At 30.6% G+C, this 24,366-nt stretch carries 22 protein-coding genes; 12 read left to right on the forward strand and 10 right to left on the reverse strand.

Annotated features, from left to right (window positions below; translation table 11 throughout):
• Positions 1-85: 85 nt before the first annotated feature.
• The 3 genes from ACJDUG_RS12570 to ACJDUG_RS12580 form a co-directional block, all read right to left on the reverse strand.
• Positions 86-1,954: an LTA synthase family protein gene (locus ACJDUG_RS12570; RefSeq protein WP_406770227.1), complete on the reverse strand. Its 1,869-nt coding sequence runs from the start codon at positions 1,952-1,954 to the stop codon at positions 86-88.
• Positions 1,955-2,079: 125 nt separating this feature from the next.
• Entirely contained in the window at positions 2,080-2,241 is a 162-nt protein-coding gene (locus ACJDUG_RS12575; RefSeq protein ID WP_406770228.1) for a hypothetical protein, read from the reverse strand.
• A gap of 116 nt (positions 2,242-2,357) precedes the next feature.
• Positions 2,358-2,849, reverse strand: a complete 492-nt coding sequence (locus ACJDUG_RS12580; RefSeq protein WP_406770229.1) for a QueT transporter family protein — start codon at positions 2,847-2,849, stop codon at positions 2,358-2,360.
• A 199-nt stretch (positions 2,850-3,048) separates the two neighbouring features.
• Here ACJDUG_RS12580 and ACJDUG_RS12585 point away from each other — a divergent pair, with 199 nt between their 5' ends.
• On the forward strand, positions 3,049-4,293 hold the full coding sequence (locus tag ACJDUG_RS12585; RefSeq protein ID WP_406770230.1) for a M16 family metallopeptidase: 1,245 nt from the start codon (positions 3,049-3,051) through the stop codon (positions 4,291-4,293).
• An 18-nt stretch (positions 4,294-4,311) separates the two neighbouring features.
• Positions 4,312-4,956: a recombination regulator RecX gene (gene recX, locus ACJDUG_RS12590; protein WP_406770231.1), complete on the forward strand. Its 645-nt coding sequence runs from the start codon at positions 4,312-4,314 to the stop codon at positions 4,954-4,956.
• 66 nt (positions 4,957-5,022) lie between these two features.
• Here recX and ACJDUG_RS12595 read toward each other — a convergent pair whose 3' ends face one another.
• Positions 5,023-6,243, reverse strand: coding sequence for a 6-phosphofructokinase (locus ACJDUG_RS12595; RefSeq protein ID WP_406770232.1), 1,221 nt, complete (start codon positions 6,241-6,243; stop codon positions 5,023-5,025).
• A 226-nt stretch (positions 6,244-6,469) separates the two neighbouring features.
• Here ACJDUG_RS12595 and ACJDUG_RS12600 point away from each other — a divergent pair, with 226 nt between their 5' ends.
• Positions 6,470-7,024 carry a hemerythrin domain-containing protein gene (locus tag ACJDUG_RS12600; protein ID WP_406770233.1) on the forward strand — a complete coding sequence of 185 codons (555 nt, stop codon included), beginning with the start codon at positions 6,470-6,472 and terminating at the stop codon, positions 7,022-7,024.
• Positions 7,025-7,167: 143 nt separating this feature from the next.
• Here ACJDUG_RS12600 and ltaE read toward each other — a convergent pair whose 3' ends face one another.
• Positions 7,168-8,196, reverse strand: coding sequence for a low-specificity L-threonine aldolase (ltaE, locus tag ACJDUG_RS12605; RefSeq protein WP_406770234.1), 1,029 nt, complete (start codon positions 8,194-8,196; stop codon positions 7,168-7,170).
• Positions 8,197-8,229: 33 nt separating this feature from the next.
• Positions 8,230-10,563, reverse strand: a complete 2,334-nt coding sequence (gene hypF, locus ACJDUG_RS12610; RefSeq protein WP_406770235.1) for a carbamoyltransferase HypF — start codon at positions 10,561-10,563, stop codon at positions 8,230-8,232.
• A 125-nt stretch (positions 10,564-10,688) separates the two neighbouring features.
• Here hypF and ACJDUG_RS12615 point away from each other — a divergent pair, with 125 nt between their 5' ends.
• The 3 genes from ACJDUG_RS12615 (at position 10,689) to ACJDUG_RS12625 (ending at position 13,516) form a co-directional block, all read left to right on the forward strand.
• The gene (locus tag ACJDUG_RS12615; RefSeq protein ID WP_406770236.1) at positions 10,689-11,588 is read left to right on the forward strand and encodes a DMT family transporter; all 900 of its coding nucleotides are present in this window, start codon (positions 10,689-10,691) and stop codon (positions 11,586-11,588) included.
• 100 nt (positions 11,589-11,688) lie between these two features.
• Entirely contained in the window at positions 11,689-12,816 is a 1,128-nt protein-coding gene (locus tag ACJDUG_RS12620) for an aminopeptidase (RefSeq protein WP_406770237.1), read from the forward strand.
• Between the two features lie 85 nt (positions 12,817-12,901).
• Positions 12,902-13,516 (forward strand): NUDIX hydrolase, encoded by a 615-nt coding sequence (locus ACJDUG_RS12625; RefSeq protein ID WP_406770238.1) that lies wholly within the window; start codon positions 12,902-12,904, stop codon positions 13,514-13,516.
• On the opposite strand, the gene ACJDUG_RS12630 is transcribed toward ACJDUG_RS12625, so the two are convergent.
• Positions 13,506-13,850, reverse strand: coding sequence for a hypothetical protein (locus ACJDUG_RS12630; protein ID WP_406770239.1), 345 nt, complete (start codon positions 13,848-13,850; stop codon positions 13,506-13,508). The two genes, ACJDUG_RS12625 and ACJDUG_RS12630, sit on opposite strands and share 11 nt — an antisense overlap.
• 268 nt (positions 13,851-14,118) lie before the next feature.
• On the opposite strand from ACJDUG_RS12630, the gene ACJDUG_RS12635 reads away from it, so the two are divergent.
• A complete protein-coding gene (locus tag ACJDUG_RS12635; RefSeq protein WP_406770240.1) occupies positions 14,119-14,343 on the forward strand; it encodes a hypothetical protein in 225 nt (74 codons plus the stop codon).
• 109 nt (positions 14,344-14,452) lie between these two features.
• Positions 14,453-14,857 carry a nucleoside-diphosphate kinase gene (ndk, locus tag ACJDUG_RS12640; RefSeq protein ID WP_406770241.1) on the forward strand — a complete coding sequence of 135 codons (405 nt, stop codon included), beginning with the start codon at positions 14,453-14,455 and terminating at the stop codon, positions 14,855-14,857.
• Between the two features lie 96 nt (positions 14,858-14,953).
• Here ndk and ACJDUG_RS12645 read toward each other — a convergent pair whose 3' ends face one another.
• Both ACJDUG_RS12645 and ACJDUG_RS12650 read right to left on the reverse strand, forming a co-directional pair.
• Positions 14,954-15,304 carry a hypothetical protein gene (locus tag ACJDUG_RS12645; RefSeq protein WP_406770242.1) on the reverse strand — a complete coding sequence of 117 codons (351 nt, stop codon included), beginning with the start codon at positions 15,302-15,304 and terminating at the stop codon, positions 14,954-14,956.
• A 1-nt stretch (position 15,305) separates the two neighbouring features.
• Complete coding sequence (locus ACJDUG_RS12650) at positions 15,306-16,784, reverse strand: nicotinate phosphoribosyltransferase (RefSeq protein ID WP_406770243.1); 1,479 nt, start codon at positions 16,782-16,784, stop codon at positions 15,306-15,308.
• Between the two features lie 170 nt (positions 16,785-16,954).
• Here ACJDUG_RS12650 and ACJDUG_RS12655 point away from each other — a divergent pair, with 170 nt between their 5' ends.
• The gene (locus tag ACJDUG_RS12655; protein ID WP_406770244.1) at positions 16,955-19,162 is read left to right on the forward strand and encodes an ATP-dependent helicase; all 2,208 of its coding nucleotides are present in this window, start codon (positions 16,955-16,957) and stop codon (positions 19,160-19,162) included.
• Between the two features lie 285 nt (positions 19,163-19,447).
• Here ACJDUG_RS12655 and ACJDUG_RS12660 read toward each other — a convergent pair whose 3' ends face one another.
• Entirely contained in the window at positions 19,448-19,774 is a 327-nt protein-coding gene (locus tag ACJDUG_RS12660; protein ID WP_406770245.1) for a hypothetical protein, read from the reverse strand.
• A gap of 298 nt (positions 19,775-20,072) precedes the next feature.
• On the opposite strand from ACJDUG_RS12660, the gene ACJDUG_RS12665 reads away from it, so the two are divergent.
• The 3 genes from ACJDUG_RS12665 (at position 20,073) to ACJDUG_RS12675 (ending at position 24,355) form a co-directional block, all read left to right on the forward strand.
• Positions 20,073-22,121 (forward strand): cell division FtsA domain-containing protein, encoded by a 2,049-nt coding sequence (locus ACJDUG_RS12665; protein WP_406770246.1) that lies wholly within the window; start codon positions 20,073-20,075, stop codon positions 22,119-22,121.
• A gap of 5 nt (positions 22,122-22,126) precedes the next feature.
• Positions 22,127-23,317 carry a M20 metallopeptidase family protein gene (locus tag ACJDUG_RS12670; protein WP_406770247.1) on the forward strand — a complete coding sequence of 397 codons (1,191 nt, stop codon included), beginning with the start codon at positions 22,127-22,129 and terminating at the stop codon, positions 23,315-23,317.
• A gap of 81 nt (positions 23,318-23,398) precedes the next feature.
• Positions 23,399-24,355 (forward strand): RluA family pseudouridine synthase, encoded by a 957-nt coding sequence (locus ACJDUG_RS12675; RefSeq protein ID WP_406770248.1) that lies wholly within the window; start codon positions 23,399-23,401, stop codon positions 24,353-24,355.
• Positions 24,356-24,366: the final 11 nt, after the last annotated feature.

A 24,366-nucleotide genomic window follows, 5' to 3' on the forward strand; every position in this document is an offset into this window, starting at 1 on the left:
TGATTTTTATAGCTTTGCAGAAATATTATATATGTGATATGAAAAAAAAGGGATGAGTTAAAAACTTTTAACTCATCCCTTTAAGTTATTTTGCGTTATCTTTAAAATAATTACTTCTTATTATTGTATCAGAAATAGTTATACCTTCAATTTCTGAGGTTTTTTCTTTTTCACTAGAACTGTTACCTATATATTCTCCATTTGACAGAACTGCAAAACTCTTATTGGTATTAAATAAATTCTTACCTATAGCCGTTCTTTCAAGAGATTTGGTATCGGCACCCATTAAATAAGCGAGGCTAGGAAGAAGGTCAACTTGTCCGCCAATATTACTGAATTTCTTACATTCCATACCTTTAGTGTATATAATAAGAGGTACTCTCATATTATTATTCTGCCACCAGCTTTCTTGAGGCTGAATTTTTGAAACCTCATCATCGTAATATTTGTGTATTCCAGTATGGTCACCATATACCACTACTACTGAATTATCTAAGACACCATCCTTTTGAAGCTTGTCTAGAAAAATTCCAATGTGTTTATCAGTATAATGAATACTTTGAAAGTAACCGCCTAATTTTGTTTCATCGAGCTTACTGTCTAGTTTTAATTCTCTATATTGTGCTGGAATATCAAAAGGTCCATGACTTGATAATGTTATCATAAAACTGTAAAAGGGCTGTTTTTGCTTTGCGATTATTGGTTCTGCCTGACGAAGAAAAGAACCATCACTTAAACCAAGTCCAATTGTTTCATCTAGTTTATAAGAGGTTTCATCCACTGCCTTTTGAAAACCAATGGAAGTAAGAGCAGGCATCCAATTCCAATAGGAACCTTTATCAGGATGTAGTGCTATAGTTGAATAACCAATACCTTGCATTAGCTTAGGCAGAGAATTGTAACTATTATTAGGGTAACGGAAGAAAGTACTACCGCGTCTTACAGGATAAACTGATGTATTGGTCATTAACTCTGCATCTGAGGTTGTTCCGTTGTATACTTGTTCATAATAGTTATCAAAATAAAAACTGTTTTTTAATAATTTATTTATATTAGGAGTTATTTCTTGATTGTTAATTTTTTGCCCTATAACGAAATTCTCTAAGGATTCAACCTGAATTAGAATTAAATTTTTACCTTTAAACATTCCCTTATATTCATTGTCTGGAAGGGATTCCTTATTATTCATGAACCAAGTTTCTATTTGATTTTTCTCAGTACCCGAAAGCTTAAAAGTCTTATTATCTTCATAATAGTTATAGGCATCATAAATATGATAACCTAGAGGAGATAAATTAGCTATTGTTTGAGTAGGTGTCCAGCAAGTCCTAAAAAGTATGGTCTTTTGTCCTTTTTCAACTATATCTATTTTGTAATGGTCAAACCATATATATCCTATAGATATCAATAGGCTCAATAAAAAAAATATAGGTAATCTCTTTTGATTCTTATATTGGCTTTTGTAAAATATAGTTAACGGAATTAAAATTATAAAGTCAATTACAAAAACCAAGTCTATTGTCCTCATCATTGAGAATACATCACTAGATAAATTGTTTAAATTTCCAGTTTGACTTAAATTGTGCAGGGTTATGAAACTATTAAAACCTCTAAAATACCATAAATCACATAATAATAGAAAGGTAAATAATAGATCTATAACTATAAAATACAGAAGCTTGCCTCTATTTTTAAATAAAAAAGAAAAGGACAAGAAAATAATAATAAAACATAAATAAACTAATAGATGGGGACTTCCATAAAATGCCCAACCTACTTTAAAGGATGTGGCTTTATCGCTATTTATAAGCAAAATAAAAAGTATTGATTTTAAATAAAGGCATAAGAGAGTTACAAAAAATAAAGTATCTTTTGCAAGTAATTGGAGGTTTTCTTTTAAAATGCCTTTTCTGTTGATTTTATTTGTATTTAATTTAGTAGTATTATTTAGCAAAACTAAAACTCCTTTTGTATTTTATATTTAAATCACAATAAAAATTATACAGTAATTATTTTAATAGAACAATAAGTAAAACAAAAATCTGGTTACATAAAATAACCAGATTCAGTGTCTTAGAATTAATAATTTATTGAAATTTGAGCTGAATATTTGTGTGGATTGATTTCTTCAATAGTTGGTATTTTACTATTCTTGTTTTTTAGGTAACCTCTGTATATAAAAAATATTTCAACTAAAAGTATTAATATTAATACGGCAAGTATTTTTATAAATCTTGACATTCATACCTCCATATACATTGCTTGAGAATACAATATACATATATTAATATTTATGCTGTTAATATTACACATAATATTAAATTGAAATAATTTTTAACTTAAAATAAAGTACTAATTTACTGAAAGTACTGCTTTATTTTTGTGTTTTTATCTATAAATAGTAATAGAGGTAATCCAAGCACGTAGGTGCATACAAGTTCACCAAAACCAACTTGCAGTGCTGCTAAAATAAATGGAATGTTTGCTGTGTAAGTTAATAGTAGCCCTATAACCACTGCATTAACAAGTACAGCAGGCAGTGGAGCAATATACTTTTTAAATTTCATATTACTCTTTCCTATGTAATAGGTAATAATAGCTGCAATTAATGTAGCAAAAGAACCAACTACTATATCCAAAGGTCCTATTGAACTTAAAAGATTTGCTATAACACAGCCAATAAATAGTCCTGGAATTGATAGGGATGAGAAAAAAGGTAAAATTGTAAGGGCTTCTGCAACCCTAAATTGGATTTCACCATAGCTCATAAAGGCTAAAGACATGGTTAATGCGGCGTAAATTGCTGCTATAAGTGCTGCAATTACAATTTTTTGAGTTTTACTTTTCATATTTTTTGTTCCTCCTAGTTTTGTTAAGGCAGGATGGTTACGAACTGCCTGTACCTTAGATATTTAAAGTACTTGTCTATTTTAGCTTGTATTTATTCTTAAGTCAATAAAATTAGAACATATATCACTTTTAAGGAAAATGTATTATAATTAGTAAGTATGAGATTTTGTCTTAAGTATTATTTTTAAAGGAGTTTACATGAATAAAAACATTTTTGATGCAAAAATTCACATATTAGAAAATGGTCTACATTTAATTTCTATAAAAAAAGATAGCCAGCTTTCCTCTATACATATTGGCATAAAGGTTGGATCAATAAATGAAAATTCTAACGATAGAGGTATCTCCCATTTTATTGAACACATGCTTTTCAAAGGAACTAACAATTTTAATAACGAAGAGCTAAATGATTATTTAGAACATAGGGGTGGAGAGTACAATGCCTACACTGACTATTCTTGTACGGTATATAGTATTACGGCCCTTGCAGAAGAATTAGAACCCTCAATAAATATATTGTCTGATATGATACAATATTCTATCTTTCCTGAAAAAGAAATAGAAAGAGAAAGAGGAGTTATACTTGCAGAAATCAGAACAAGTAAAGATGATATTGAAGATTTTAGCTTTAAAAGGGCTAATGAAGTTGCATTTACTAATAGTCCTTTAAGATATGATACCTTAGGTGAAGAAAAAACAGTAAAAAGGTTTAAAAAGGAGCAAATTGTAGATTATTATAATAAATACTACTGTCCTAATAATGCATTCATTACTATAGTTTCTCCCTATGATCATGAGGTGATATATAACCTTGTTAAAACCTACTTTTTTTCTTGGCAAAAAAGAGAGCTAAAAGAAGACAATGTTAGTTTAGAAAATAATATTGAAAAAAAGGTAGTTAGCTTAAAGAAAGATATCGAGCAAAGTACCATTGTATATGTTTTTACCTTTCACGGCTTAAGTAAACAAGAGGAGCTTGCTCTTAAAATTTTAAATCATAAATTTGGAGAAAGTGCTAATTCAATTTTATTTAGGGAATTAAGAGAAGAAAAAGGTTTAGCCTATGATGTATATTCTCAGATGGATATTACAAATAATGTTAAAACCTTATATATTTACACAGCAGTTTCAGAAGATAAGATTGATGAAGCCATTAACTCTATTGATGCTTCAATTAAAAAAATAAAAACTGGAGAAGCAAATTTTAATGAAAATACAGTTATACTTATGAAAAAGGTGCTAAAAACAGCTGTAGCTGCTACAATGGAAGACTGTACTGATTTAGGGAATTATGTACTTCATCAAAGTATGGATAATGAGAGTATTTATGAATTTCTCGAGGATATGGAAAATTTAGAGCAAATTAAAAGTATTGATTTATACAAAGTAGCTAATAAGGTTTTTAACAGCCCTACAATTCATATTTTAAAATCTGAAATATAATATATTTTAGGAGTTATCATGATAGAAAAAATAACAAAAATTGAAATTCAAAAGAAAAATGAAGATAGAGTAAATATTTATATTAATTATGAATATGCCTTCTCCTGCAGTAAAGAATTAGTATATACTCATAAATTAAGTAATGGGCAGCAAATTGAAAGAGATGCCTTGAATACAATCGCAGCTGAAGATAATTATATAAAATGTAAGAATAGTGCACTTAGGATAATAGAAAGAACTTATAAATCAGAAAAGGAATTATTTGATAAACTCTTTGAAAAAGGTTATGATGATCAAACTATAGAGAAAACTATAGAATTTCTTAAAAACTATAGTTTCTTAAACGATTCAACTTTTACAAAGATGTATATAAAAGATAAAATTAAAACTCAAGGGAAAAACAAAATAAAGTTTACACTTATTAAAAAAGGAATTTCTGAAGAAATAATAAACAATGAATTGCAAGAATTAAATACTGAGGATCAAAATGATACAATAATGACCTTAGCTGAAAAGAAATATAAAACTCTACAGAAAAATGAACAGGATAGCAGAAAACTTTATAAAAAACTGGCTGATTTCCTTATAAGGAAGGGCTTTCAATGGGAAGAAGTAAAGCCGGCATTAAAACATTTATTAAATGAAGACAGTTTTGAAGAATAATTAAGAAAAGCTAGCTATAATATATAATAGATTTTATATATTGCAGCTAGCTTTAGTTATTTTAAACTATCTCTTTAATATTGCATACTTAGGCAAGCCATTTTCAGTTGGAAGCTCTGGAGTTCCTTGAATTAGCGGGCTTATATAATCTACTGCAGCATCTGTAACAAAATTATTTTCCTTAGTAATCCAAGTTTTAGGGAAATTTTTTATGTGATTAGCTACTTTTATAGGATTCATTAATATAGTTTCATATTTATAAGGATTATTTTGAAGTCTTTTTATTCCAACAACAAATCCAGTTGAACCATTGCCTGCATACTCAACTGCCTTTCTTCCTAGTTCATAAGCTTCTTCTAAATCAGTCTTAGAAATGCAATGCATAGCGCAGCGTTGAGTTACTCCAAGCTCTAGTGTTTTTACACGGGTTGTTATTTTACTTTCAATTATAATACTCTTAAGGCTTGTGCAGACTCCACCAAGCTGTGCATGTCCGAATTTATCGTGTGTTACGCCAGAAGTACTTTTGGCAATAAATTCGTTATTCTCATCCCTTAAGCCTTCAGAAGCTACTATGAAAACTTGATTTTGTGCCTTGAATCTCTTATTTACATCTTCTATAAATTTTTCTTTGTTAAACGCTACTTCAGGCAAATAGATAAAATCGCAAACCTGTTTACCATTGATTTTAGCTAATGCAGCACTGGCAGTTAGCCACCCCGCATCTCTACCCATAGTTTCTACAATAAATATACCATTATTAATATAAACTGAGGAATCAAGGTAGCTCTCTAAAATTGTAGTTGCAATAAACTTACTTGCACTGCCAAACCCAGGAGTATGGTCAGTCTCCATTAAATCATTATCAATAGTTTTAGGGATTCCAATAATTTGTACTTGTATATTATTTAGCTTTGTATATTCTGATAAGGCTCTTACTGTATCCATTGAATCATTTCCGCCAATATAAAAGAAGGCTTCAATGTTATATTTCTTAAATATTTTGAATAATTCTTTATATTCACTGTCATCAGTTATGTAATCCTTCATTTTATATCTACAAGACCCTAAGGCTGAAGAAGGAGTATATTTTAATCCTTTTAGTTCCTCATAAGGAACTGAAGATAAATTTACTAATCTTTCTTTTAATATTCCTTCAATACCATTTAATCCAGCATAGACTGTATTAAAGCTCTTATCATCTAAACATTGATCTAATACGCCAATAAAAGAAGAATTAATAACGGCAGTAGGGCCACCTGACTGTGCAACAATACAATTTCTCATAGCTTTTCTCCTCTCGAAGTAATATATTTATAAAGTAAATTCAGATCATTTAAAATAATTTACTGCTTTATTGTATTATATTATTTTTATATATGCAATATTAATAACTTATAAAATCAAGTTTTAATTTATCTTTTAAAGTTTTTGAATATATAGTAGAATAATATTTAAAAATAAAATAAGTAAATAGATCAAAATAGGTTTTTATTTAAAAGGAGGTAATTTCATGAGTGCTATTGATACTATGGTAATTGAACATAAAAATGTTAAAGCTATGTTAAAGGTAATGAGAGGAATGAGCATTAAGGTTTTAAATAATGACAAGGTTGACTATTCGGACTTTTATAAAGTTATAGATTTTGTAAGAACTTATACTGATAAGCATCATCATGCCAAGGAAGAAAATATCCTATTTAAAAAGATGGGAGAAGAACTTGGAGAAAGAATAGCAAGGGGCCCAATAGCTGGAATGCTGGTTGAACATGATTTAGGGAGATTATATATGGCCAATCTTGAAGCTGCTTTAGAGAAATTTTCAAGCGGTGATATGGATGCAAGGGTAGACATTATTGCAAATTCTATTTCATATGCAGACTTACTTACTAGGCATATTGAAAAAGAGGATACAACAATTTATAAATTTGCAGAAAGGGCACTAAATAAAACTGCTATGGAAGATATAGAAGACAAATGTGCAGAAATTGAAAATTTAGCCTCGGAGAAATCTTTTCAAAAAAAATATATTGATTTACTAAATGAACTTATTGAAAAATATTTGTAATATTTTATTATTTAATGTGAATTCGGGATTAGTCAGGCAGATAAAAATATATATAAAAATTGGCTAAAGAGTAGGAAATTTCTTACCTTAAGTAAAAGCTTGTCTACTTTGGTAAGGGTGTCTATACTTTAGCCTTCTCATTATTATAAATTCATAAGTTTCTTCATAACTTTTACAACGTAATTTATATCTTCTTTGTCAATCCAGTAATTTGTTACAAATCTAAATTCACCATTCTCTTCAGAATTTATTTTTATACCTCTTTCGTACATATAATTAACAAAAGTATCTTTATTAAAGTTAGCCTCACTAACTTTGAAATATACCATATTTATATGTATATCTTTTAAATTAACTTTAATTCTAGGTAATTTTTCTAATTCCATTCCTAAAAACAAGGCATTTTCATGATCCTCATTTAATCTTTTCGTCATTGACTTAAGTGCAACGAGACCTGCAGCTGCGAGAAAGCCTACCTGTCTTAGTCCTCCGCCCATAAGTTTTCTTCCTTTTCTAGCACTGGCAATAAATTCTCTGCTGCCTGCAAGAATTGACCCGATTGGGGCGCATAATCCCTTAGACAGGCAAAACATCACTGAATCACAGTTCGCTGTTATTTCCTCTGCCTCAACATTTAAATATGAAGCTGCATTAAAAAGTCTGGCACCATCTAGATGAACAGGAATATCAGACTCCTTAGCAATTTTATATATGCTTTCCATGTTAGCTATTGGAATTACTCTTCCGTTAGAATGAGCATTCTCAAGGCAAATAAGTCCTGTTTTTGGAAAGTGAATATCAGCTGTACGGATTCTGGTGGCTATTTCATTTGGATCTAGCACTCCATTACAGCTTTTTAAAGTTCTTAACTGGACACCAGCTATTACTGAAGAAGCACCTACTTCATGAACAACAATGTGACAATCATCACCTAGTATTACTTCGTCGCCTCTGCGGCAGTGGGTAAGTAAAGCCAGCTGATTTCCAAAGGTACCACTTGGCACAAAAAGAGCAGCTTCTTTATTAACAAGCTTTGCTGCATATTCTTCTAGTTCCTTTACAGTTGGATCATCTTCGTAAACATCGTCACCAACAACCGCATTGTACATTGCCTCTCTCATTTCTTTAGTTGGTACAGTTACAGTATCACTTCTTAAATCAATAAATTCCATTTTATCCTCCTTGTATTCAGTGCGTAACAATTATTAATTATTACGTCCCTTATATTCTTTTTTTATCCTTTCATTAGCTATTGCTATTTGCCCAAGAGCAATTCCGCCATCGTTTGTGGGAAAGGCCTTAGGATAGTATACCTTAAAACCTAGGGACTTTAATTTTTCATATAAATTCTTCAGAATAAATGAATTTTGAAATACCCCTCCGCTTAATACGACTTCATTTAAGGAGGTATCATCTCTTATTATTGCGCATATTTCAGCGGTTAGGTTTATTATGCTATTGTGGAATTTTAGGCTTAATATATGTTTTTCTGTTCCTGAAAATCTGTCAATTAATATTTCTTCTATAAGTTTATAAGGATTTATAATATAATTATTTTCTTCCTTTACTATAGAATAGTGATAACTCTCTGATTTTGTATCTTTAATTGAAGCCTCTAATTCTATGGAAGCTTGCCCTTCATAGGTGATTTTATCTCTTATTCCTATTATACTAGAAACAGCATCAAAAAGCCTGCCCATACTAGAAGTTTCAGGACAATTTATATTATGTTCTATTATTTTTGAAATTGTTAGAGCCTTTTCTCCATAAAGCCTTGTTATAACTTCATTTAAGCTCAGATTAAGAATTTTTATACCTGATTTATAAAGCTTTTGAATGTATGAAACAGCCATTCTCCAGGGTTCCTTTATAGAAATTTCACCACCAGGAATTTTAATATAATCTAAATGGGCAATTCTATGAAAGCTTAGTAAGTCACAAACTAAAAACTCACCACCCCAAATTTTATCGTCAGTACCATAACCAGTTCCATCAAAAGAAACTCCAATAACCCTATTTGTTATATTGCTTTCAACCATACAGCTTGCTATATGGGCATGATGATGCTGGACAGGGATTTTAGGAGCATCATACTTAAGAGCATATTCAGTGGAATTATAATTAGGGTGCATATCATAGGCGATAAACTCTGGCTCAAAAGAAAAAATATTTTTAAAGTGTTCAACATTTCTTTTGTAATGCATAATAGTTTCAAGATTTTCTAAGTCTCCATTATGCTGGCTTAGAAAGATAAAGTTCTCTTTAGAAATTGCAAAGGTGTTTTTCATGTTTGGACCGCAGGCCAATATTTTAGAAGCAGTTTCATACTTTATTGGATCAGGCGCGTAGCCCCTAGCTCGTCTTATCAATATCTCATCTTCATTAAATACTTTAGTAACAGAGTCATCAACTGGTATATGAACATCTCTGTTATGCATAAGAAAGTAATCTACAATAGAAGACAAATGCCTAGCTGCCTTTTCATTTTCATATTCAAGGGGCAAGCCGAAATAATTTGCGCTTGTCATGACAAGAACCTCAATGTCTTCATTAAATATAAGCTGATGCAATGGAGTATATGGAAGCATAACTCCTAAGGTCTTTTGATTGGGGGCTATAGACCCAGGAAGATTGTAATCTTTATTTTGCCTTAATAATACTATTGGTTTTCTAATTCCGTTTAATAATTCTTCTTCCTTTTTACTAACCATGCAATATTTTTTTACTGCAGCTAAATCCTTTATCATAACCGCTAAAGGCTTATATGGCCTTTTCTTTCTTTCTCTTAAAAGCTTAACAGCATCTCTATTAGTTGCATCGCAGCATAGATGAAAGCCGGTTAAACCCTTAACTGCGAAAATTTTACCTTCCTTTAATTTTTGAACAGTCCATTTTATTATGTTTAGGCTTTCTTTGTTATAATTTGCTGTAACATATAGAGCATTAATTTGATTACCAAAATTGTCAGTAACATAGATTGAAGGTCCGCAATCCTCACAGGCATTTGGCTGTGCATGAAATCTTCTATTTAAGGGATCTTTATATTCAGCTATGCAAGGTTCACACATTGGGAACTTCTTCATAGTGGTTTTATCTCTATCATAAGGAATAGATTTAATTATTGAGAACCTAGGTCCGCAATTGGTACAGTTAGTAAAAGGATAGCCATATCTTCTATTATTCATATCTAGTATGTCATTTTTACAATCTTCACACATGGCTATATCAGGAGATATGAGAGTTATTTTATCATCTTCGGTACTGCTTTCTTTTATTATAAAGCCTTCATAATTCTTTAATTCCATATATTCAGTTACTATTTTCTCAATCCTTGATAGAGGAGGGGGAGTGTTTTCTAATTTATACAAAAATTCATTTATGTCTTTGTCTGTACCTTCTAAATCTATATATACTCCTTCAGAGTTATTGTTTACCCATCCATTTAAAGACAAGGATAAAGCTAAGTTATAAACAAATGGCCTAAAGCCCACACCCTGAACGATACCAGAAACGGTAATAAATATTCTTCTTTTAGTCATGAACTATACCTGCTTTCTATAATGTATAGCTTTATTATATCAATTATTTTAGAAACTAAAAGTGCAAAGAATAAGGAATATATTGTATAATAATCTTAATTGCAATTTTGATTGGGGGACATGAAATGAAAGATAAAAAGTTAGCACATGGAATGGCTCTTGTAATAATGCTAATTTGGGGCGTTTCATATTTAAGTATAAAGGTAGTTGTGTTAGAAATAAATCCAGTACTGTCTGCCTTTTATAGGTTTTTTATTTCTTCAATTATATTATTTAGTTTTTTAAAGTTAAAATATCCAGAAGAAAAGATATTAAAAGAAGATAGATTCAGGATGGTATTGGGTGGACTTTTTGGAGTAGCTCTTTACTTTTTTTTAGAAAATTATTCAATATATTATACCACTGCTTCAAATGTAGCTATTCTAGTTTCTTCTATTCCTTTGTTTACATTAATATCTCAAAGGCTTATATTTAAAGAACCACTTACTATCTGGAAAATATCCGGTGCAGCTTTAAGTGCAATTGGCATTATAATCATAATTTCTTCTAAGGAGAAGGTGAGTTTATTTTCAAAAGGAACTATTGGAGACTTAATGGCTTTAGCCTCCGCACTTTGCTGGGTAATATATAATATAGTTACTAGTAAATTTAAAGGAAACTATAAAAGTATAACTATAACCACCTATCAAGGGTTGTTTGGATGTTTATTTTTGTTTCCATCACTACTTTTTGCAAAAGTAGAATTGCCTTCTTTAAAGGTTTCCTTAAATATTATATTCTTAGCTATTTTTTGTTCTTGTATTTGTTATATCCTATATATATACTGTTTAGAACATCTTGGGGCAACAATATTATCAACTTACATAAATCTTCAGCCAATAGTAAGTCTAGCTTCAGCCTATGTTCTTTTAAAAGAATCTGTAAATCTTAATCAAGTGATTGGCTGTGTAATTATAATTTTTGGTGTGTTTTTAGTAAGTCTTGGAGATAAATTTGTAATGAAGAGTTTTGAAGAACAAATATAATTTCCTTGTTAAAATCAAACATGCAGATAACATAGTTGTAAATATTTACACTGTTTGATAAAATATTATTAAAATATTAAATTAATTAAAGGAGAATTTTATGGGTGATATAAGATTAAATAAACTTGCCAAGCTTTTAGTTAATTATTCTACTGAAATAAAAAAGGGTGATTTTGTTTTTGTTTCTAGTGACGAAGTTGCCGCTCCATGGATGGTGGAAGTAGTAAAAGAAGCCATTAAAGCAGGGGCACATGTAGAAACTTATCTTAGTTCGCAGGATATAGCTGAAATGAAGCTAAAGTACAGCAGCGAGGAACAACTTTTAGAGGATCATATACTCATGAAAACAATGCTGGAAAATGCAGACGTTTGGCTTTCAGCTTGGGGTGGGAGAAATACAAAAGTAAATTCAAATATTGATTCAAAAAAACTTCAGTGTTCATTAAAAGGTGCTTCTAGCTGGAGAAAAGTCTATTCTGAAAAGATGGGAAATGGCAGCTTAAGATGGTGCGGAACTCAATATCCAACTTACTCAGATGCACAGGAAGCAGCCATGAGCTTTAGCGATTATGAAGATTTTGTTTATGGTGCTGGATTACTAGACACCGAGGATCCTGTGGCAGAGTGGAAGAAAATTAGTGCTCAGCAGGAAAGATGGGTTAAATATTTAGATACTAAAAAGGAATTACATATATTATCTGAAGGTACCGATATAAGAGTAAAGGTTGATGGTAGAAAATGGATAAATTGTGATGGAAGAGTAAATTTCCCTGATGGTGAAATATTTACATCTCCTGTTGAAGATTCAATTAATGGCTGTATAACCTTTAGTTTTCCAGGTATTTATTCTGGTAAGGAAATAGAAGGTATCAAATTAGAAATTCAAAATGGAAAAGTAATAAAAGCAGCTGCCCAAAAAGGTGAAGACTTACTACTAGCATTATTAGCTACTGATGAAGGTTCCTCCTTCTTTGGTGAAGTAGCAATAGGTACCAATTATGGTATAAAGAAATTCACAAGAAATATGCTTTTTGATGAAAAAATTGGTGGTACAATTCATATGGCCATTGGTGATTCAATGCCTGAAGCTGGAGGTCTAAACAGATCAACAGTTCATTGGGATATGTTATGTGATATGAGAGGTGGTGGTAAAATTTTCGCAGATGGTGAATTATTCTATGAAAATGGTGAATTTATTAGTGATATTTTAACAAAATATAATTTATAGTATAATAAAAGCGGCATAATTTGAGTGCCGCTTAATTTTTTATAAGAAAGGAGCCTTTGACCATCAAAGGGGTTGATTACAATACATGCTAGAGGAAATTGAGAAGATATTTATAAATAGAAAACCCTCTATTATTGGAGAATATAAAAGAAGTGCAGTTATGTTGCTATTAAATGAAGAGGATGGAGAAACCTATTTAATTTTTGAAGAAAGAGCACATAATTTAAGGCATCAACCAGGTGATATTTGTTTCCCAGGGGGTAAAATTGAGAAAAATGAGTTTCCAAAAGAAACTGCTATAAGAGAAACTATGGAAGAGCTTAATTTAAAAAGTGAGGATATAGATTTAATAGGTGAAATGGATTATTTTATAAGTCCATATGGAAGCATTATGTATCCTTTTGTTGCAAAAACTAAAGCTAATAATATTTATCCTAGTAAAGATGAAGTGGATCACATTATAAAAGTTCCTATTAAATTTTTTTTAGAAAACGAACCACTTTCCTATGATATGGAAGTTGCCCCAAGCTTAAAGGATGATTTTCCATATCATTTAGTTAAAGGAGGCAAAAATTATAAATTTAGCAGAGGGAAATTGACTCAGTTTTTTTATAAATATGAAGGTAATGTTATATGGGGATTTACTGCAATGATAGTTAAAAAGTTTGCCGAAATAATTAAAAAGGAAGCTAGTGATTAGCCTTCCTTTTTAATCCGAAAATCGCAATTGATACAACCATAATTGCTAAAAAAGCTATAATATACATAGTTGAAATAAGTCTTGATCCCAAAAAATATTTTATGTAGGCGAAAGCAGAGAAGGAAATTATAGTCCAAAGCAAGAATATATAGGACATCGTGTTATTATTTCTTCTCCAAGCTTTTGGATTTTTCATAGAGCCAACTATCTTATTTCTATGATTATTGTACTCAGAGGTATTAATAAAAATAATCTTAAAGTAAATAAAAAAGATAAGACAAATAGCTGATAAAACTAGAAAAAAATAAGAAAGAGAAATGCTCGTCATATTCATAATGTACCCTCCTGTATTCCTTATTCTGCGCAGAAGGATTATTAATCCTTCTGTCTCCTGTATTCCTTATATTACACTCAATTATTGTCAATGGTTTAGTCACCTGTAGTCCTATTATTATCATTTTATAGTATTACCAGAATTAGAATAATAATTAAAAATAATTGCTAATTCATATAAAATTTCAAAAAGTCAGAATTTACACTTCATTTTTTACAAATTTTACTTTATAATGGTATCAAGGCTATTTTTTGGGGAGGTTGTAACTATGACACCATGTTCGTTTTTATCTACAACTGATAATGATGTAGAATGCTTTTGTGACTGTGCCTTTTATAACTATGAAGATAATGAGGGAGCATGCCCTTTTAAAAATTTGACTGGAAACAGATTAGGAAAAATTAAGGATCTTCTAAAGTTTGATTTTTTTTCAGAGGACAATGCTAGTGAAGACGATTCTGATTTTGATGATATTAATCACTTTTATAAATAAAGAGTTTATTGGTTAAATTTATTTGAAATATAACAGTATATTTTTATAAAATATGTTTAAAATAAACAATATTGTATTTATTTTAAATGAAGTTAATTAGGAGACAATTATGGAAAGAACACTTATATTAGTTAAACCAGATGGAGTGGAAAGAAAACTATTAGGTAAGATTATAAGTTGCTATGAAAGAAAAGGACTTAATATTATAGCTTTAGAACTTATTCTTGCTGATACTGATACAGCTAAAAGGCATTATGAGGAGCATGTGGGTAAACCTTATTTTGAAGAGCTGATTAAGTATATTACTGAAAACAAGCTCTGTGCCTTAGTAGTTGAAGGAGAAAATGCAATAGAAATTGTGAGGAAGATAAATGGTGATAAAGATCCACTTAAATCTGATTTGGGAAGTATTAGGGGTAAGTTTTCCATAGAAAAGACTAGAAATCTAGTGCATGCATCTGATAGTGCTCAGAGTGCAAAACGGGAAATCGGCATTTGGTTCCCTAAAATTTAATTTTGCATAGTAAAGCTGGGTAAAGTACATTTTAAAATTGACTTAACCCAGCTTTTAATTTTAAATACAATTATTCATATTTATCTATGAACAAATTTAAATAGTTTTACAACAATTTTTACTGCAGCTTCTATTACAATCTGAACAAGCATTTTTATTGCTATCCTTTAAGGTGGTTTTCAGCATAAAGGTATTCTTCCTAAAAACTAGAGTTATTTCGCTGATTCTTTCAAAAACTTTCACATCATAAACTATTGGTAAATTTTCAATATTATCAATTATGTCCCATGAATTATTATTATCTAAGGTGATTTCAACTTTTGGACTTTTGCAGCATCCATCTACATAAGAAAAACGTATAAAGGAATAGTCAGTTTCATTTTTTAACAATATTAATAGTTTTTCATAAGCACTTTCAGATATTTTTATTTTAACTTTATTATCCATATTATTCCTCATAAACATCTGAATATTCATGTAACAGACTTTGTTTAAGCTTCCATAGCTTTGTTGACAAATCTACATAATAGGAATGTGGATTCTCAAATCTTAATACTTCAGGCCAAAGCTTTTCTGTTTCCTGTTTAGCAAACTCCTTCATTTCCATTACGGTTGGACTATTATAAACACTTTCACCCTTTTCAATTATTTTTATCTGCAGCTCTTTAATATAATAATTTTTAATCTTTTTCCTTTTCCATGTATATATTGGATTAAAAATTTCTAAGGGCTTTTTTTCATCCATAATTTCATTATTTATTGTAATTAAGTCGGCAATTGCAAGGTCTGAATTTTTGTCAAAGATTCTATAAACCTTTTTAAAACCTGGATTTGTAATTTTCTCTTCGTTTTCACTTATTTTAATTTTTGGAATTATTTCATTATCATTTTCAATAGCAACTAATTTATAAACCCCGCCAAATACTGGCTCTGATTTTGCTGTAATAAGTCTTTCACCAACACCAAAGGAATCAATTTTAGCACCTTGACTTAAAACATCTCTAATAATAAATTCATCTAATGAATTGGAAATTACTATACTGCAATCAGTATAACCAGCATTATCTAGAGTTTCCCTGCATTTCTTTGTTAAATAGGTTATATCTCCGCTGTCAATTCTGATTCCCTTTGGTCTTAAGCCTCTAGGTTTTAAAACTTCATCAAAAACTTTAATAGCATTTGGAAGTCCTGATTTTAATACATTGTAGGTATCAATAAGTAGAGTACAATTTTCTGGATAAGTCTTTGCCCATGCTGCAAAAGCTTCAAATTCATTAGGGAAAAGCTGAACCCAGCTGTGTGCCATAGTACCTGCAGCAGGGAGTCCAAACATTTCTTCCGCTATTGTACATGCTGAGGAAGCACATCCTCCAATTATTGAAGCACGAGCACCATATATAGCACCATCATAACCTTGAGCTCTTCTTGAGCCAAATTCCATTACTGGCTTTCCTTTAGCTGCCCTGCAGATTCTATTTGCTTTGGTAGCAATAAGAGTTTGGTGATTAACAGTTAACAATATCATAGTTTCAACAAATTGAGCCTGTATAATAGGACCTTTTACTGTAACTAGAGGCTCATTTGGAAATACTGGATTTCCTTCAGGAACAGCCCAAACATCACAGGTAAATTTAAACTTCTTAAGATAATCTAAAAATTTATCGGAGAAATTCCCCTTGTTTCTTAAATATTCTATATCCGAAATAGTAAATTTTAAATTTGTCATATATTCTATTAGCTGCTGAACACCTGCCATAATGCAGTAACCACCATTATCAGGTACTCTTCTAAAGAACATATCAAAATAGGCGATGGTATCACCAACATTATTGTCTAGGTAGCCATTTGCCATAGTTAGTTCATAGAAATCTACTAGCATTGTTAGATTTCTTTCATTTAGTATATCGAAATTCTTCGTATATTCCATAATACAACTCTCCTGTAATTAATTTAATAAACTGCGACATTTTAATTTTAATATTCTATTAAAATTATTACAATAGTTTTTTAACAATTTGAAATATGCTTATTTTTTGCATGATATAATATTTTATGTCAATAATTATTTATAATAATTTAGAATTTTAGAGGTATGACATGCTAAAAGAAAATATTTTAAGGGAATTTTACTTTTTAAGAGATAAAATAATAGAAAAAGACTTTGGTTACTTAGATAAGGAGCAGAGAGCTGCAGTACTAAGCAATGATAGAAATGTAATGGTATCAGCATGTCCAGGCAGTGGTAAAACTACGGTATTAATTAATAAAGTATTATATTTAGTTAAATATGGACTAATCTATAATAGTAATTGTGTGCCAAGGAATCTAAGTTACGAAGTCATAGAAGTAATGAAATTATACTTAGAGAATGGTAAAGAGGAATTAAGGGAAGAAGATATAAGGAAGCTTAATGATACTTTAAGTGAGAAAGCTGTAAATCCTAATAACATTATTGTAATTACCTTTACTAAAGCAGCCGCTGAAAATATGAAAAAGAGATTTGAAAACCTAAGCTGCGGCAGGAAAGCTCCTTTTTTTGGTACCTTTCATGGCCTTTTTTATAAGCTCCTAATAAGGAATGAAGGGCAAATTAAAATTATAGAAGGTAATGAAACCTTTAAAATTATATCAAAAACTCTAACTAGGTATACTGATGAAGTAAGCGAAGAAAAGGTAAATGAAATAAAAAACTATATTTCGATTTTTAAAGTAAGCAGTATTCAATTAGAAGAATTTGAACCAAATATTGATAAATCAATTTTCATAAAATGCTTTGATGCTTATGAAGACTATAAAAACACCCACAACCTTCTAGACTTTGATGATCTTCAATTAAACTTTAAAAAACTTTTAATAAAATCACCTAAAATACTTAATACCTATAGAAGAAGCTTTCATCACTTATTAGTGGATGAGTTTCAAGACTGTGATGAAATGCAGATGCAAATCCTTACAATGTTAAATGAAACAAATTCAATTTTTGCTGTAGGTGATGAGGACCAATGCATTTACAGCTTTAGAGGGTCAAGGCCTGAATTTATGGTGAACTTTAACAGCTTATTTGAGAAGGGTAAAAGTCTTTTCCTTTCCACAAATTATAGAAGCACAGAAAATATAATTGATATATCAAATACATTAATTAAAAATAATATAAATAGGAATACAAAAAATATGTTTCCAAGCAAAAATAAGAAAAAGAAAACTGAAAGTAATAATTTTTATGATGAAAATTCGGAAGGGGATTTTATAGCAAATGAAATAATAACCTTAAATTTAAGAGAAGGATATAGCTATAAAGACCATGCAGTGTTATATAGAACTAATATTGAAAGTAGAAGTATTGTAGATGCCCTACTTAGAAAAAAGCTCCCTTTTAAGTTATTAGATAAGGAATATAATTTTTTTGAACATTTTATTTGTAAGGATATAATAGCCTATTTAAAACTGAGTATATTCCCTGATGACGCGTATAGCTTCATAAGAGTAATAAATAAGCCCTTTAGGTATGTTAGTAAAATAAGCTTAGAAAAACTTAAAGAAAGCAATGTAAAGTACAATTGCTTTGAGGCTGTTAAGAACATGGAAACAACTCCTGTTTTTCAAATGAAAAACTTAGATAAACTTTATAAAAGTATAGCTCACTTAAATAAGATGACACTAGAAGGGGCAGTTCAATTTATAATTAATGATCTGGGTTACGAAGAGCATTTAGAACTTTATTGCAAGAAGTTTAAATTAAAACTCTCAGATTTATTAGATATAATAGAAGAATTTAAGGAGTCTGTTAAACCTTATAATACTATAATAGCTTTTTTATCTCATGTTGAAGAAGTAAAGGAAGAACTAAAGAAAGCTAAAAGTAGTTTTGGGGAGGAAAATGCAGTGATCTTAAGTACAATTCATGGTGTTAAGGGCATGGAATTTAAAAATGTCTTCATTATGAACTGCGTTGAAGATTTGCTTCCACATAAAAACAGCATTGAGGAGGGTATAGAAGAGGAAAGAAGACTCTTCTATGTAGGTATAACTAGGGCAATTGATAATATTTATTTTTGTATTCCTAGAAATATTAGAGGAAACAGTAAGAAATGCTCAAGATTCATTGAAGAAATTGGTATAAGTACAATTGAGTCGTTGAGTGAAATTTATGTTAATGGAGATATAGTTGTACATCAAAGCTTTGGAAAGGGCAAGGTAATTGCTCTAAAGGATAATGTAATAGAAATAGCCTTTGAAAACAGCATATCTAGAAAGTTTGATATCAATATACTTCATAATAATGGAATACTAAAAAAGTTGAGCTGACTGCAAGTGAATCATAAAAGATTATTGTACTACTTTCTTTTTTTACTCAAAGGAAAATGGAAATTTATTAATATAACCAAGTATAATTTAGTGATTCACTAATATAAGAAATAACTGGAACAAAAGTAAAGATTACCAGATTTTAACGATAATATAATTATGAATTACGAAGGAAGTAATAAATCTGATTGTAAAAGCACTATCAATTTTTAAGTTTGATAGTGCTTTTATTTACATAATTTTGTGGGGGTAACAAATAATGCTATCTAAATTGCTTCTATTGCCTTAATACATACGATGGTGAAAAAAGTGATGATGAACATGGTGATGGAAATGGTGAAAACGACGACGTCCAAAACGAGGATCTGGGTCATCAGGATCCATTTGAGGCATCATATTAGATTCATCTATCATTGGACAACTGCTCTTCATTGGGCATGTTTCCATAGAAGGACAATAGGACATTGGTGCCATCATATAAGGCATAGCATACCCCATGTGATGATGGCCTGTTTTGTGATGATGGTCATGATGCTCTGTTTTCCAACGATCTTGTTCTGTTTGAATATTTAACTCTCCAGTGTTGTTTTGGTCTTCAGAACTATAATACATTAATAACCCTCCATAAAATTTACCTACAATAATATGTTATTCAATAAAATTAGATTGTGATACAAAAGTAAATATATAAAAAGGTAGAAATATTGTCCTTGGATATGAATATATATTCTCATATAATATAATCATTATGTCACACTTTTGGAAGGTGAAAACACGAAAATACTAGCTGCAAAACAGATGCCTAAATTTATTGAATATTGTTAGGCCATAGTATATAATTTTATTAAAGAATAAGCTCCTATTCCTAGAATGGGAGCTTTTAAATCATATGCATAAAGAGGTACAAGCTATGAACTCATTAAAAGTAAACCCAAAGGATGTAATTTTCGCATTAGATATAGGAACTAGATCAATTATAGGAACGGTGGGTATAGTAAGAGAAAAGAAATTTTACTGCTTAGCTGAAAGCTATTTAGAGCACGAAGAAAGAGCTATGCAGGACGGACAAATTCACGACATAAGCTTAGTAGCTGCCGGTGTAAATTCGGTAAAAGCTAAGCTGGAAAAAGAGCTTAATTTCAATCTTAAGGATGTATCAATAGCTGCTGCAGGAAGGTTTCTAAGAACAAGTACTGCTAGGACTGAACTTACTCTTGATGATGACAGGGAAATAGATAAAGATTATGTAAGAAGTCTGGAATTAACAGCAGTTAAAATTGCTGAGAATGAAATAAATAAGAGTACAGAAGGTAAGCTATATTGCGTAGGTTACAGTGTAAAGAATTATTTCTTAAATGACTATATTATAAGTAACTTGCTATCACATAAGGGCGATAAAGCAGCTGTAGAAGTAATAGCAACTTTTCTGCCTAGATCCGTAGTAGAAAGCCTATATGCAGTTATGGAAAAGGTAAATTTAAATGTAATTAATCTAACCTTAGAACCTATTGCAGCTATGGAGGCTGCTATTCCTAAAAGCTTAAGGCTGCTTAATCTAGCTTTGGTGGATATTGGTGCAGGCACCTCCGATATTGCCATAAGCAGCAAGGATACTATCAGTGCTTATGGAATGGTATCCTTAGCCGGTGATGAAGTAACTGAAGCTATTGCACAAAGCTTATTAGTTGATTTTAATTCAGCAGAGGTTATAAAAAAGGAATTAACCGAAAAAGAAATTATAAATTTTACTGATGTTCTGGGGCTTCAAAATGAAATAAGTACTGAGGAAATTAATAAAATAATCAAGCCTATAGTAGAAAAGATTAGCAGTGAAATTAGCTCTAAAATAATTGAGTTAAATGGCGGTAAAGCCCCTAATGCTGTCTTTTTAGTTGGAGGAGGGGCACATACTCCGTTTCTTAAGGACTCACTATCAGAAAAACTGAATTTACCAAAGCAAAGAATTGGTATTAAAGGCAGGGATGCAGTAATAGACTGTGTATCTTGTAATGAAGAATTAGGAAGTACAGGAGTTACAGTTTTAGGAATTGCACTTGTTTCAATTATGAAGCTTGGACATGATTTCATTGATGTTACCTTAAATGGTACAGTAGTAAGTCTCTTTAATTCTCATAAGCACACCATTGCAGATGTAATGATGCAAGCAGGAATTAATCCTAAAATTTTAATTGGGAAAAATGGAAAGAATATAAAATATATTTACAATGATATAAAAAGAGTAGCTTTTGGAAGTTTAGCAGTTAATGCAGAAATTATCATAAATGAAAAACTAGGCAATATAGATTCTGAAGTTAAAGAAGGAGACAAAATAGAAATTATTTACGCCAAAAATGGGATGGATGCTGCACCGAAAGTTTACGAGCTAATTAAAGATCTTAATTCAATAAGCTTTTATGAAAATGATATTATTACAGTTATTGATCCAATTGTTTTTATCCAAAATGATAGAGTAACCCTAAATGATATTATAAAAGATGGCGATGAGGTTAAGGTTATTACAGCGCGTACAATTGGTGATTATAAACAATACATAGATAAGGATAGTGGAAGATATTTTATTAATGATGTTGAACTAAAGGACAGCTACATTATTAATGAAGGGGATAGAATATATAAAGTTAAGGAAACAGATAATAGAACAGAAAATAACATAAATACTATAGAAATTGAAGCTGTAACAGAAAATAATATGGCTTCTATTAAGCTCACAGCTGTATCTGATGATACTAAAATTACTAATCAAATTGAAGTATATGTAAATAATGAAAAAGTAATTTTAAGAAACAAGGGAAAATATATATTTATAGATGTATTTGACTTTATAGACTTTGATCTTACAAGGTCTAAAGGGAATTTAGTGCTAATGCTTAACGAAAAGAAAGCAGGTTATTATGATGTGCTATCAAAGGATGATATTATTAAAATCTATTGGGAGTAATAAATATGGAGGTAAAAAATTTGTTGGATTTTTTAAAGAAAGCAGAAGAATTGAAAGGTGAACTTATAGATCTAAGAAGGTATTTTCATACTCATCCTGAGCTTGGATTTGAAGAATATGAAACCTCAAGGAAGATTAAAGCTTTCTTATTAGATGAAGGAATTGAATTTACTGAGGTTGCAGGTACTGGAATCTGTGCTGTTATAAAAGGGCATGGTGAAAAGACTATAGCCTTAAGAGGTGACATGGATGCGCTTCCACTTCAAGATAAAAAAGGTAAAAGCTATTCTTCAAAAGCAGAAGGAAAAATGCATGGCTGTGGTCATGATGCCCATACAACAATTTTAATGGGAGCTGCTAAAATTCTAAATAGTATTAAAGATGAATTAAAAGGTAACGTGAAGTTATTTTTTGAGCCTGCAGAGGAAACAGTTGGCGGAGCAAGGTTTATGATTAAAGAAGGAGTACTTGAAAATCCAAAGGTAGATTGTGTTATTGGTCTTCACGTACATGAGGGAATAAAAGTTGGTAAAATTGGTCTAAAAAAAGGAGTTGTTAATGCTGCTTCTAATCCATTTACTGTTAAAATAACAGGTAAAGGTGGTCATGGGGCACATCCTGAGGATACTGTTGACCCTATTGTTATAGCAAGCAATATTATTTTAGCCCTTCAAACAGTAGTCAGCAGAGAAATACCTCCCACTGACCCAGCGGTTATCACTGTTGGCAGCATCCATGGAGGAACTGCGCAAAATATAATACCAGAAGAGGTGACTATTTCAGGTATTATAAGGACTATGAAAAGTGAGCACAGAGAGTATGTAAAGAAAAGACTTATTGAAATTTGTGAAGGCATTGCTAGTACTCTAAGAGGAAAGGTAGAAATAAAGATAGAAGAAAGCTACCCCTGCCTTTATAATAATGATGATATTTTAAAGGTTATAAAAAATAGTGCTGAGGAAATAATAGGCGGTAAAAATATTATAAATTTAGAAAATCCAAGCATGGGTGTTGAAAGCTTTGCATATTTTTCTATGGAAGTTCCCTCTGCTTTTTATTTCTTAGGAGTTAGGAACGAAGATAAGGGAATTATCCATCCAGCACATGGCTGTTTTTTTGATATAGATGAAGATGCCCTGCCAATTGGGGTTGCTATTCAATGCAAAGCGGCCTATGAATATTTAAAAACTCTATAAAATAGGTTGCACCTTGCATTACTAATGATATATAATTAGTTGTTATTTTAGATAATACAACTTTTTACTAGGAGTGAAGAAATGAGGATAGAAATAGGCTCAAATGAAGCAGGACAAAGATTGGATAAGTTTATAAGAAAATGGCTAAAGGACGTACCATTAAGTGCTATATATAAGAGAATTAGAAAGGGAGATATTAAGGTAAATGGCAAAAAGGCTAAAGAAAAGCTTTTCCTTTCAGAAGGGGATATTGTAGAAACCAAAGAGATTGTTTCTGAATATAAAAAGGATAAATTTCAGCGTATAGAAAATAATCATTTAAAAATTACCTATGAAGATGAGAATATGTTAATAATAGAGAAGTGGCCTGGAGTATTAGTTCATTCAGATAGCCAAAGCGGTGAACCAACTCTAACTGATTATGTACTATCTTATCTTTTTGACAAGGGGGATTATACACCTGAAAAGGAAGTTACCTTTACTCCTGCTCCCTGTAACAGATTGGATAGAAATACCTCTGGTATAGTTATTTTTGGTAAAAATTTTGAAAGTTTAAAGCTTTTAAATGAAATGATTAGAGAAAGAAAAATTAAGAAATATTATGTTGCCTTAGTTAAAGATAGAATCGCAGATAAAAGCTATGAGGCATATATATCTAAAAATGAAGATGAGAACATATCAAAGATTTACAAAGAAAGTAAACCAGATACAAAGAGAATAGCTATGGAAGTAAAAACTCTTCAGAGCTGCGGGACCTTTTCTTTTATTGAAATGGATTTAATCACAGGAAGGAGTCATCAGCTGCGAGCTCACCTTGCATTTTTAGGCAATCCCATTGTAGGAGATACCAAGTATGGTGAGAAAAAATTGAACAGCTTCTTTGTGAATAAATATGGACTTAATTATCAATTTCTCTACGCCTATAAGCTGATTTTTAAGGATTGTCCTGAGAAGCTCTCATATATGGAGAACAAAACAATAGGAGAAAGCCTTCCTCCTATATTTAAGAAGATTAAAAATGACGTTTTTAAATTTTAGAAACTTTTTAA

Origin of the sequence: Candidatus Clostridium stratigraminis, from assembly GCF_045310675.1 — a bacterium.
GTDB classification, from domain to species: Bacteria; Bacillota; Clostridia; order Clostridiales; family Clostridiaceae; genus Clostridium_AT; species Clostridium_AT stratigraminis.